The organism is Flavobacterium plurextorum (assembly GCF_002217395.1).
Lineage (GTDB): Bacteria > Bacteroidota > Bacteroidia > Flavobacteriales > Flavobacteriaceae > Flavobacterium > Flavobacterium plurextorum.
Window position 1 is genome coordinate 157,139 of record NZ_MUHD01000006.1, and the last position, 12,033, is coordinate 169,171.

At 33.3% G+C, this 12,033-nt stretch carries 10 protein-coding genes; 2 read left to right on the top strand and 8 right to left on the bottom strand.

From position 1 onward, the window contains the following. Positions 1–18: 18 nt before the first annotated feature. The 8 genes from B0A81_RS04450 to B0A81_RS04485 form a co-directional block, all read right to left on the bottom strand. Complete coding sequence (locus tag B0A81_RS04450; RefSeq protein WP_089056899.1) at positions 19–2,622, bottom strand: glycosyl hydrolase 115 family protein; 2,604 nt, start codon at positions 2,620–2,622, stop codon at positions 19–21. A 183-nt stretch (positions 2,623–2,805) separates the two neighbouring features. After that, positions 2,806–3,969: a mannonate dehydratase gene (gene uxuA / locus B0A81_RS04455; RefSeq protein ID WP_089056912.1), complete on the bottom strand. Its 1,164-nt coding sequence runs from the start codon at positions 3,967–3,969 to the stop codon at positions 2,806–2,808. A 160-nt stretch (positions 3,970–4,129) separates the two neighbouring features. Further along, entirely contained in the window at positions 4,130–4,867 is a 738-nt protein-coding gene (locus tag B0A81_RS04460) for an SDR family NAD(P)-dependent oxidoreductase (RefSeq protein ID WP_089056913.1), read from the bottom strand. Positions 4,868–5,029: 162 nt separating this feature from the next. Then, on the bottom strand, positions 5,030–7,183 hold the full coding sequence (locus B0A81_RS04465) for an alpha-glucuronidase family glycosyl hydrolase (protein ID WP_089056900.1): 2,154 nt from the start codon (positions 7,181–7,183) through the stop codon (positions 5,030–5,032). Between the two features lie 297 nt (positions 7,184–7,480). Then, a complete protein-coding gene (locus B0A81_RS04470) occupies positions 7,481–8,035 on the bottom strand; it encodes a YbhB/YbcL family Raf kinase inhibitor-like protein (RefSeq protein WP_089056914.1) in 555 nt (184 codons plus the stop codon). Positions 8,036–8,123: 88 nt separating this feature from the next. Continuing rightward, complete coding sequence (locus B0A81_RS04475) at positions 8,124–8,960, bottom strand: helix-turn-helix domain-containing protein (RefSeq protein WP_089056901.1); 837 nt, start codon at positions 8,958–8,960, stop codon at positions 8,124–8,126. A gap of 26 nt (positions 8,961–8,986) precedes the next feature. Beyond that, positions 8,987–10,018 carry a LacI family DNA-binding transcriptional regulator gene (locus tag B0A81_RS04480; protein ID WP_089056902.1) on the bottom strand — a complete coding sequence of 344 codons (1,032 nt, stop codon included), beginning with the start codon at positions 10,016–10,018 and terminating at the stop codon, positions 8,987–8,989. 71 nt (positions 10,019–10,089) lie between these two features. Continuing rightward, positions 10,090–10,527: a PepSY-like domain-containing protein gene (locus B0A81_RS04485; protein ID WP_089056903.1), complete on the bottom strand. Its 438-nt coding sequence runs from the start codon at positions 10,525–10,527 to the stop codon at positions 10,090–10,092. Between the two features lie 138 nt (positions 10,528–10,665). On the opposite strand from B0A81_RS04485, the gene B0A81_RS04490 reads away from it, so the two are divergent. After that, positions 10,666–11,424, top strand: coding sequence for a proline iminopeptidase-family hydrolase (locus B0A81_RS04490; RefSeq protein ID WP_244281271.1), 759 nt, complete (start codon positions 10,666–10,668; stop codon positions 11,422–11,424). Further along, positions 11,408–11,680: an alpha/beta hydrolase family protein gene (locus B0A81_RS21790; protein WP_244281273.1), complete on the top strand. Its 273-nt coding sequence runs from the start codon at positions 11,408–11,410 to the stop codon at positions 11,678–11,680. The genes B0A81_RS04490 and B0A81_RS21790 overlap by 17 nt, the downstream gene beginning before the upstream one ends. Positions 11,681–12,033 lie beyond the last annotated feature (353 nt).

Sequence of the window (12,033 nt, forward strand, 5' to 3'; positions counted from 1 at the left end):
TACTTTAAAATTAGTTTGTCAATCCTTTCTAAAACTTTCTGGTGGCCCTAAATACGACTTCAAAACTTTTCCTTCTTCTGTTTCAATTACAATCTTCTGAAGTACCAAAGCTGGATCGATCGCATAAATTTTCAAAACATGATTTCCTGCATTTTCAATTTCATGTTTTGAAATAATGATTTTAATATTATTGGCAACCGATTCTGCCCAAGCTTTCTCGGAAGAATCTGCGTTGAGATTCATGACTTGCGGTTTTTCATCATCAAAGCCAATTCCGTATTTTAATCCGTCTCCAATTTTAAAATTGATTGTCGGTGAAAAATAAGCGTTTACTTTAATTTTTCCTTTCCTGAAAAAATGAACATTGTACTCTAACCTTGGTGAATGCTCCGAAATTTCAATAGCCTTTATGTTCGAAGGTTTCAAAGTAACACCAGATTCTGTTCGACCAATGTTCAGAATTATTGTCCATTTTACCATGTCAGAATGTATTGCTTTCGAATAATTTTGAGCTTCAATTGAAATATATCCATTATTCTCAACAAAGCCATGAACATGATCTAAATCTCTATTATTAATGAGTGTTTCAGCCTTTGGCGAATCCTCAGCAGAAATTCCTGCTTCAACTTGGTTTGAAATTTCGATTGTTTTCGTTTTTGGGATCACATTTTTTTCCGGTTGCTGCCAGTTATCATAACCAATATGTGTTTGTGACATGATATGATTCCATTTCCCGTTTGACAATTTCGTATGATAATAATTCGTCAGTAAACTGTCCTTTTCGAATAATGTTTTTACTTTTTCAGCATACACATTTGCAATGAGATTTCCTCTTTCTGCATATAACTGATTTTTAGCTGCTGCAACATATAATTCATTTAAATTGGCACTTGCCAAAACTGGAAATAAAATGAGCTGATAAAAAGCATCTTTATATTCTGGTCTCAATTTTTCATTTATCGAATTGGCCTTTTCGACCAATTTTTGATAATCTGCCACAACACGATCTGCTTCCTTATAATTTATAATACTATAAGTCTTAGTATCCAATAATTCAGGTTTTCTGCGTGAATTGTACTTGGTGTATAACTTTAAAATCTCGGCAATTTCTTTTGTAAACTGATTGCCAAAATTTTCTTTTGTCCAATTCACATAATATTGCTCTAAATTTCCGGCATTAAATTTTTCAGGATTCCATGCCATATCTAAGAAAAATTCAATCGGAAATTCCATTGGCTTGATATCGCCCACATTTACAATCCAAATTTTATCGACGCCATATTGATACGCCAAATCCATTTGTTCCCAAACACGTTCGATTTGGTTTGTGTTGATCCATTTGTAATTTCTTGGTCCACCAACATAATCGTAATGATAATAAATGCCATAACCGCCTTTTCTTGGTTTTGCATCGAGTTCTGGCAGTTTGCGAATATTTCCCCAATTGTCATCACAAAGCAAAAGGGTAATATCATCAGGAACTGTCATTTCTTTATCATAATAATCCTGAACTTCTTTGTAAAGTGCCCACATTTGAGGTGTTTCTTCGGCTGGTTTTTTAGTAACTTCTGTAATAATATTTCTTTGAGTTTTTACGATATTTTCTAATAAACCAATTGCAGTTCCTTCAGTCATCGGTTCGTCGCCGTCACCTCGCATTCCAACAGTTACAATGGTTTCTTTATTTCCCATTCTTTTAATTCCGTCTTTCCAAAAATTAATCAAAGCTTCAGAATTGGTATTAAAATCCCATTTTCCGTTCGATTTTCCCCATTCTGCATGTGCTCTAGTTAAAGGTTCGTGATGAGAAGTTCCCATTACAACTCCATATTCATCTGCCAAAACTGCATTCTGTTGATCTTCGACATAAAACATTCTACCCCACATTGCCGGCCATAAATAATTGCCTTTCATCCGCAGAATCAATTCAAAAACTTTATCGTAGAATTTCGAATTAAATCCGCCAAATTTCTCAAATGCCCAGCCCGACAAAGCTGGAGCTTCATCATTTATAAAAATCCCTCTGTATTTTACTTTTGGTTCTCCCTGCGAATGTATTCCAGGTAAAACATGCAATTCCGAATGTTTTTTAATAGGAACATCGGCCCAATAATACCAAGGCGAAACACCAATTTGATTGGATAGATCATAAATTCCATAAATAGTCCCTCTTTTATCTGAACCTGCAATAACCAAAGCTTTTTTGATTCCTTTAAACGGATTTTCGACAACTTGTGTGGTAAATTTTTCCCATTTTCCGCGAAGTTGGTTTGCATCAATTTTTCCTTCTTTAGCTAATTGATCAATGATTTCACTTTTTCCGATTGTCCCAATAATCACGACAAAATTCTGAGCTTCAAAAATGGTATTGATGCGTTTTGGATGTAAATTCGAAACCTGAAAAATGTCATTTTCTAAATGTCCTGCAACTTTTAAAACGCCTGAAAAATCATTCTTGCTGACTAAAATCGAAGCTGTTTTTCCTTTTGAAACCAAAGGAAAGTTTTTAGTAGAACCCTTATTGACTATATATTTCTCTGGATTTACAGCATACGATTTTGTACTTAATCCGATTAGGAAAAGCAACAGAATTAGATATGAAGTTTTAATTTTTAAACACATAGAATCACAGATTTTCTTTGCTTATAAAAAGGCGTTTCACTTGTTTAAATAAACATAGTTTTACCATTGTATACCTAAAATCTTCGTAAGCAGCTCCGCAACAAGAATCCAATCTTTGCAGCATTTCTCGTGAAAACTCCTCGTTCCTCGGAATGACAAATAGCACGTATTATTTCAATACTATTACAAATTCAATTTATAAGCAATTCCCATCTCCAAACCTCTTAACTCAGCAAGACCTTTTAATCTTCCTACTAGAGAATATCCAGGATACGTTTCTTTCGATTCGTCAACCGAATGCAGAAAACCATGATCGGGACGCATTGGAAGACTTATTTTTGTTTTATTCATCAGCATCAATAATTTCTCTACGATAATTTCCATATTCGCATCACCATTTAAATGTTCTGATTCTCTAAAAATAGTTTCACTTTCACGAATGGTATTTCGGAGGTGCAAAAAGTGAATTCGATCACCAAAATCATCTATAATTTTCTCCAGATTGTTATCCGGATTTGCCCCTAAAGAACCTGTGCAATAACACAAACCATTTGCGTTTAAGGGCACGGCTTCAAAAATGGTCTTGATATCTTTTTCTGTAGAAACAATCCTAGGAAGTCCTAAAACTGAAAACGGCGGATCGTCAGGATGAATCGCTAATCTTTGTCTATTTTTCTCCGCAATTGGAGCAACTTCGGATAAAAAGTAAATCAAGTTTTCTCTTAGTTTTTCGTTATCAATATTCGCATAATTATCTAATAAAGATAAAATCTGTTCTGCCGTAAAATTGATTTTACTTCCCGGCAATCCCAATAAAACATTTTTAAACAACAATGCTTTTTCATCTTCTGTCAAATAGTTTCCAAACTGTAATGCTTTTTCTTTTTCTGCATCCGAATAATCATTTTCTGAATTTGGTCTTTTTAGAAGAAAAACATCAAAATAGGTAAAAGCGTCCTGATTGTACAACAAGGCTTTACTTCCATCTTCATTGATAAAATTATGATTAGTTCTAACCCAGTCCAGAATCGGCATAAAATTATAAGTGATAATTTTTATTCCGCACTCCGCCAGATTTTGTAAACTGATTTTATAATTATCGATGTATTGACGATAATTTCCTGAAGCTCTTTTAATTTCTTCATGAACAGGCAAACTTTCAACAACAGTCCATTCTAATCCGGCTTCTATAATAATTTGTTGTCTTTCTTTTATTGCTTCAATTGTCCAAACCTCTCCAACCGAAATTTGATGCAAAGCCGTTACAATTCCTGTTGCGCCAGCTTGTCGAATGTCAATCAGCTTAACATTATCACTTGGTCCGAACCATCGCATGGTTTGCTGCATTTTTATCATACTTAACTTTTGTAAAAATTAATTAAACACATAGAGACATAGATTTAAATTAACTTGAAAAAGTTTTTTAAAAAAAAACTAGTTTCTAACACATAACTATGCCTTGTAAACAAAGAAAAACTATGTTTCTAAGTGTTTAAAAATTAAAAAATTAAAACCCAATACTATTTCCACCATCAACAGGCAAAACAGTTCCTGTTGTATATTTTGATTCGCTTAAAGCGAAGTAATAAACGGCATCGGCAATATCCGAAGGTTCTCCTAAAAATCCCATTGGTGTTCTTCCTAAGACTTTATTTTTTCTTTCGGGATCATTATCCAAAGCTGTTGACGACATTTTGGTTTTAATAAATCCAGGTGCAATACAGTTCACACGAATGCCAGACGGAGCCAATTCGACTGCCATTGCACGCGTCATAGATTCAATCGCGCCTTTACTCGCGGAATAGGCAATTACTTTTGGAATTCCGTATTGTGATGCCATTGAACTAATATTAATTATGCTCCCTCCTCCATTCTCTTTCATGTTTTTTACCACTTCTCGGCTCACAGCAAAAACACTCAAAAGATTGGTATGAATTATCTTTAAGAAATCTTCATCGGTAACATCAGCAAATTCTTTCTTCATATTGATCCCAGCATTGTTGACCAAAATATCAATTGGATTATTTTTTGTAATACTTTCGATCATGGCAGGAATTCCTTCCAGCTCATTTAAATCGAAGATTACTGGAATAGCATTTTCTCCAATTTCCTTACAGGCGTCTTCTGTCTTTTCTTTTGATCTTCCAATAATGTAGGTTGTGATTCCATTGTCACAAAATTTCTTTGCTGTTGCAAATCCTAAACCTGAATTTCCTCCGGTTACTATTGCTGTTTTTTTACTCATAATTTTTAAAATATATTTATCGAACGCGGATGACACAGATTCGCTATCGCAAAGACGCGAAAAAAACAGGTTTTTCCAATAAAAGCAAAACAAAAAAACCGTGTAAATCAGCATTTTTGCAATAGCGAACCCGCCTCATCTGCGTTACAATTACTCCATTTATTATCCATTTCCTGGTGCAAAAGGAAATTTTAGTGATTTAAAATACTCTAAAGTTTGTGTTGGTCTTTCAACTCCGTTAGGAAGTTCTTTTCCTGAAAATTGCTGAAAATACAATAAACAGGCATCTCTCCACCATTTTGCTTCTTTCTGCTGAATTTCGAGCAGCATTTTTACTTCGTTAAAACGTTCGCTGTCAACATACTTTTCAGCTTTATTCCAAACATTCTGCATTGCTGTAACTTGATTTACGCCTTCCTGATATTTAAGCGAAAGTCCGTTCCAAAGCGTTTGTCCATTTTTCAGTTTATAATCCCATGAAACATGATGAAACCATAATAAATCTTGCTCAGAGCATGTCTCTACATTATCAAAAATTCTCTCTATTTCAGGCGCATACTGTGAAGTAGCATTGGTTCCCGACTTTGATCTGTCAAAACCAATTCCGTTTTTATCTGCTTTATGATAATAAGTTGGATTCCATTCTGGACGTAATAAATTAGAAACCCAAGGTCCAGGTCCGTAATGATGTCCCGTATCCATAATATGATGTAAACCCAAAGGTGTCATATAATTAACCACAGCTTCTCGCGATTCTATCATCAGACTTTTAACTGGTTTTATGAAATTTTCATCGTTTGAAAAAGTACATCTTAACCATTCATCGGCAATGATTTCTGAATCTAAATACGGATTCCAAGCCAATCTTCCGAAACCATACCAATTGGCCTGCGCAAAAGGATGTCCTGTCCAGTTTAAATCGTTCCCGATATTAGCAACGCCGGCAATTCCGGTTAGTTTATTTTGATATAAAGTTCCGTCAATGACTTTTGCAACAGTTGAACCTTTGCCTTTTTGATAGGTATCTGATTCTAAAACTTCCTGAAATAATTTTGGCAGAAAAACTAAGTGAGTGCTAAATCCTAAATATTCCTGCGTGATTTGAAATTCCATCATTAAAGGTGTTTTCGGCATCGCTCCAAATAATGGGTGAAACGGTTCTCTAGGTTGAAAATCAATTGCTCCATTTTTAACCTGAACAATTACATTTTCTTTAAATTTCCCATCATACGGCTGAAATTCAGCGTAAGCTTGTTTTGCCCGATCGTTTGCATCATGTTCAGAATACACAAATGCTCTCCACATAATTATGCCTCCAAACGGAGCAACTGCATCGGCCAGCATATTGGCACCGTCGACATGATCTCTTCCGTAATTTTGAGGACCAGGTTGACCTTCTGAATTTGCTTTCACCAAAAAACCACCAAAATCTGGAATTCGTTTGTAAATTTCAGCAGCTTTATTTTTCCACCAACTAATCACTTCAGCATCTTTTGGATCCGCAGTTTTTAACTTCCCTATTTCAATTGGTGCCGAAAAACGTGCCGTTAAATACACTTTTATTCCATAAGGTCTAAAAACATTCGCCAATGCTTCAACCTTATCTAAATATTGCGGCGTCAGGATTAAAGCATTTGCATTTACATTCGTTAAAACTGTTCCATTAATACCTATTGACGCATTTGCTCTTGCATAATCAATATAGCGTTGATCGATAAAATCAGGCAGTTTCTGCCAATTCCATAACGAGAAACCTGCGTAACCACGCTCTACGGTTCTGTCCAGATTATCCCAATGATTTAAGATTCGGATATTTGTCTTTGGTGAATCCGTAATATTTAAGTTCTGGATTGATTTATTTGTCTGCATTAACCTCAAAAAAGTAAAAACACCGTATAAAACTGAAACATCATTTTTTCCTGAAATGATCAACTGCTTTTTATTTTTTAAGTTGATAGATTTAATTATAAAACCTTCGCTGCTTATTTTATCAAAATCTGTTTGTAATGCCTTTTGCAAATCAGAATTTAAAGAAAGTTGAGAACCAACAATCAGATTGTTTTCTCCTTTAATTTCTGATTTAACTTCTAATTTATTTCCCAGCATGCCAACAATTCCGTTTTCCAATTCTTTTACAGAAATATGAGAAGTTTCAGAATTTCCCAGAGAAACAATTCTTTGGATATTACTTTTATATTCTAAAGTAATATCCAAATTGTTTATTCTATCATATTGAAGCCATAATTTATAATCCTTCTGCGCTAAAGCGGAAAAGGAAATCGAAAGAAACAGGAAAACAATTCTTATTGAAGTCATTTACTGATTAGTTTACTCATAAAACTTTATTTTTACCGAATCAACATTTTACATACAAATAATACTATTTGATAAAATTTTAATTTAAAAAATATATTATTCTAAATAAAACAACAATTGCAATCGGTTGCGTAAAAATATAAGATTGTTGTTTAAGAAAAAAATTTTAGCTCTCTTTTTTTATTAAAATATATTTTCATAACAAATAAAAGCAGGATAATTATAAAAACTATCCTGCTTTAACGGGGTTGAATCCAAGATTTAAAATCCTAAAATTTCGATATTCTTAATTTTTTTTTATCGTTTATAATACGCTACAATACTTGCTTTTGCCAAGGTTTGGTTCCAAAGATTAAAACCAACTACAGCAGGATTTGTATTTTCGTTAGTTCCTAATTTATCTGTTTTTAATGCATAAACTGTAATTATATATTGGTGAAACCCATGACCAGCTGGCGGACAAGGACCTCCAAATCCTTTAATACCATAATCTGTAATACTTTGAATAGCGCCTTTAGGAATTAAATTACTTTTTGTTCCTGCATTGGTTACCAATTCATTTATGTTTACCGGAATATCAACAACTACCCAATGCCAGAATCCGCTTCCTGTTGGCGCATCTGGATCGTACATCGTGATGGCAAAACTTTTTGTTCCTTCTGGAGCATTTTTCCATGATAATTCTGGAGATTGATTTTCACCTGAGCATCCAAATCCGTTGAATTCCTGAATCTTAGTAGTTTCTCCTCCTAAATCTTTACTGGTTAGGGTAAATGTTTTTTGGGCAAAAATTGTTGTTGTTGTTGTTGTGAAAATTAAAGACAACACCAAAATTAAATTTAGCTTTTTCATTTTACTTCGTTTTAAAATTTTAAGCAAATTTAGGTTCAGTGATGCCAAAGAAACTTTAGAGAAAGGATCAAAAACTATTGATAAAAGTTCAATTTTTCTGATTTTGCTTTGGCGTGACGCCATACTTTAATTTGTAAGCTTGCGTAAAACTAGATAGGTTTTCGTAACCTGCTTCAAAGTAAATTTCTGATGGATTCTTTTTTTCTTGCTGCAGTAAATGATGTGCAAATTCCAATCTTTTATTTTGAAACCATTTTATTGGAGACTCAGCATAATGCTTTTCAAATTCTCTTTTGAATGTTGAAACGCTCATACTGCACAAAAATGCTAGTTCTTTTACGGTTAATTTACTCAAATGACTATTTTCGATTACCTGAATAAATTTTTGAGAGACATCATCACTGTTTATAGTTAAGGAATACAAAAATTCGGTTCCATACTTTTCGGTTAAATAAAGCATGATTTCTTCAAACTTAACTTCTAGTAATTTGAATTTAATTTCTCCCGAAAGTCCAGAAATATCGACTAAGCTGCATACAAATCGCTGTAAAAAAGCATCATACTCAAAAGCATAAACTGATTTATATTCTCTAGCTTCAATTTTACTCAATTCAATCTTTCTAATGAATCGCAGGACAATCTCATTTGAGAAAAACAAAAGTATACTTCTGTAATTTGAAATTTCAGAAAGTTTTTCAGTCATTAAACAATTTCCAGATTTCATTATCAAAAATTGGGAAGGACTTATTGCCAAAGCGGTTGTATCAAAAAATACTTCTTTGTTTCCTTCAAGAAGAAAACTAATTGTATTTTGATTTAAAACAATCTGTTGTTTAGAAATTTCTTTCGAACTACTGTAATCAAAAACATAAACCTGCTTTGAATTTTCAAAATTCAATTCATCTGGAAGTATAACCGTTTGCATTAATGAATAATTTAGTTCTCTCTCATTTATTCTTTACTAGATGATTCTCTGGCAAGTACTTCTGTATTTAAAAAAGTAATTTCTTTTGCATCATCATTTTTAGACGATTTCAAATTTTTGATAATAATTTCTGCTGCTGCTTTTCCCATCTTTTCCGCCGGATGCGTTATAGTCGATAGATTAGGATCAATAATTTGTGAAATTGGGTCGTTATTAAAACCAATTACTTTAAACTCTTCGGGCACTTTAATACCACGCTTTTTAGCAGTCTGAACAGCACTTACAGCCAAAATATCACCAGGAGCGAATAATCCGTCCGGCATAGGCTTTAAATCAAATAAAGAGTTACTGGCTTTTACTCCGTCTTCATAGGTAACTGAATTCAAATTAATGATTAATTCTTCTTCAACGGAAATATTATGATCTTTTAAGGCTTCTATATATCCTCTTTTTCTTTCGTTATAAAGGTTCCCTAATTCAGAGCCAGCAGTTAAATGTGCAATACGAATACAGCCTTGTTCTATAAGGTGTTTAGTTGCTTTATAACCTGCCGAATAATTATCAATCACAACTCGAAAAGTATTATAATCTTTTGGAACCCTGTCAACAAAAACCAGTGGAATATTATTGTTCGAAAACTGATGAAAATGCGCTGTATCTCTAGTTTCCATTGCCAGCGAACAAATTACACCGCTTACACGATTGCTGTACAATGATTTGGCCATATTTACTTCTTCCTCATACGAGTCATGCGATTGCATAATAATTACAGTATAATCAGATTTTTGAGCCGTAATTTCAATACCACTGATTAAAGAAGATAAAAACGGCTGTGTAACCGTTGGAATTAAAACACCAATCGTTCTAGTTTTATTTCCGCGTAAACCTGCTGCTAAAGTATTGGGTACAAAACCCATTTCTTCGGCCGTTTTTTTTACTTTTTTAATTGTTTTATCACTAATGGTGTGATGATCTTTTAAAGCACGCGAAATAGTAGATGTTGCCAAATTTAAACGCTCAGCAATATCATAAATCGTTACATGTTTATTTTCTTCCATAAAATAAAAAATAGAATTGTAAATATAAACTATTTTATCTCATTGGGATTAATCATCTGCGACACTAAATTTTATTTGTTCTTTTTATCCTTTAGAATCTTTCCCTCTTTTGTAAATTCTAAATCAATATTATTTGTTAAATCAACATCCAAATCTTTGTGTCCGTAATCAATGTGCGTTATTTTTTCGTTAGGATGATTCTTCCCGACATACTCTTTGATGTTATTAGGGATAAAATCAGTTGGAATTGGTTTATCTCCTCCATCAACTTCACGATATGATCCGTCTTTCCAAAACTCAACTTCTGTCCCGTCTTTCAGTTTTACTTCAAAACCTTTTTCACCGTGTTCTGCATCTTTTTTAGCACTTACAACTGTAGTATAGCTAAAATGTTTTTTCAAAAAATCTTGTGCAGGTTTTGGCAGTTCCGATACTTCAATTTTCTTCTGTGCACTTGCTGAAATTGCAAGAAATAATAATACCACGGCTATAAATATCCTGTTTTTCATAATTCGTTACTTTATACATAGCATTACTAATTTACGGCAAGAAAAAACCCGATCAAATCTATTTAAGAAACTTTTAAAGTTTTTAGAATCCAGAACCTATAATTTGTAACTTAGTATAAACCATTAAATTATAACTACATGCGTTACATTCTAGCTTTTACGATTATATTATTTATGACATCTTGTAAAAGAGAAAATAGTACTGATCTTTCCAATTATTTTACTTACGATCAAAACAATCCAGAATCTGCGGGAGTAAAAATGATTCCCATAAAAACACCGATAGGAGAATTTAAAGTATGGACAAAACGTTTTGGCAATAATCCCAAAATAAAAATCTTATTGTTACACGGAGGCCCGGCAATGACACATGAATACATGGAATGCTTTGAAACATTTTTTCAACGAGAAGGTTTTGAATTTTACGAATATGACCAATTAGGATCTTACTACAGCGATCAGCCGAAAGATAGCAGTTTATGGACAATTGATAGATTTGTTGATGAAGTTGAGCAAGTACGAAAAGCAATTAATGCCAATAAAGAAAACTTTTATGTTCTAGGAAATTCCTGGGGAGGTATCCTTGCAATGGAATATGCACTGAAATATCAACAAAACATGAAAGGATTATTAGTATCTAACATGATGGCAAGCGCTCCTGAGTACGGAAAATACGCTGATGAAGTTTTAGCAAAACAAATGGAACCAAAAATTCTTGCAGAAATTAGAGCCTTAGAAGCCAAAAAAGATTTCGGAAATCCACGATATATGGAATTATTGCTTCCAAACTTTTACAAAAAAACATTTATGTCGATTAAAAGAATGGCCAGACGGATTAAATCGTGCCAGCAAACATGTAAATGGGAAAATTTATACCTTAATGCAAGGCCCAAGTGAATTTGGCATCAGCGGAAGATTAGCCAAGTGGGATATTAAAAATAGACTCCAAGAAATTACAATTCCGACGCTAATGATTGGTGCAAAATACGATACAATGGATCCAAAAGCAATGGAAGAACAAAGCAAATTAGTCAAAAAAGGACGTTATTTATACTGCCCAAATGGAAGCCATTTAGCTATGTGGGATGACCAAAAAGTCTTTATGAATGGTGTAATTCAGTTTGTACGCGATGTTGATAATAAAAAAATATAAGCATCAATAAAACCCAATTCACTGACATTCACAACCATAACATTAGCTAAATAATTACTATGGAGCTTTCTTCTGAGCAATACTCTTACTCATTGCCAAATCTTTTATAAGAACTCGTGACAAGGACGTTAAAAAACTTTTTTCCTTGTAAAAGGTATTATCCCTAGCTCAATATCAAATAAATGATACACTTTAGTTTTCAAAAAAAACTAAAACCGCTAAAAACAAAAAAAATCCTCATCAAGTAAATAATGAGGATTCTTAAAAGAAAGGCGACGACCCCGATGGCTGTCGGGGCTCCCGCAATACACCATACCTTTTGGTATTTGCGTAAAAACAAAAAATCCTCATCA

Bases quoted from the DNA above. Each gene is read 5' to 3' on its own strand.
- B0A81_RS04450 (WP_089056899.1), bottom strand. From the start codon at position 2,622: ATGTGTTTAAAAATTAAAACTTCATATCTAATTCTGTTGCTTTTCCTA.
- uxuA (WP_089056912.1), bottom strand. From the start codon at position 3,969: ATGCAGCAAACCATGCGATGGTTCGGACCAAGTGATAATGTTAAGCTG.
- B0A81_RS04460 (WP_089056913.1), bottom strand. From the start codon at position 4,867: ATGAGTAAAAAAACAGCAATAGTAACCGGAGGAAATTCAGGTTTAGGA.
- B0A81_RS04465 (WP_089056900.1), bottom strand. From the start codon at position 7,183: ATGACTTCAATAAGAATTGTTTTCCTGTTTCTTTCGATTTCCTTTTCC.
- B0A81_RS04470 (WP_089056914.1), bottom strand. From the start codon at position 8,035: ATGAAAAAGCTAAATTTAATTTTGGTGTTGTCTTTAATTTTCACAACA.
- B0A81_RS04475 (WP_089056901.1), bottom strand. From the start codon at position 8,960: ATGCAAACGGTTATACTTCCAGATGAATTGAATTTTGAAAATTCAAAG.
- B0A81_RS04480 (WP_089056902.1), bottom strand. From the start codon at position 10,018: ATGGAAGAAAATAAACATGTAACGATTTATGATATTGCTGAGCGTTTA.
- B0A81_RS04485 (WP_089056903.1), bottom strand. From the start codon at position 10,527: ATGAAAAACAGGATATTTATAGCCGTGGTATTATTATTTCTTGCAATT.
- B0A81_RS04490 (WP_244281271.1), top strand. From the start codon at position 10,666: ATGCGTTACATTCTAGCTTTTACGATTATATTATTTATGACATCTTGT.
- B0A81_RS21790 (WP_244281273.1), top strand. From the start codon at position 11,408: ATGCAAGGCCCAAGTGAATTTGGCATCAGCGGAAGATTAGCCAAGTGG.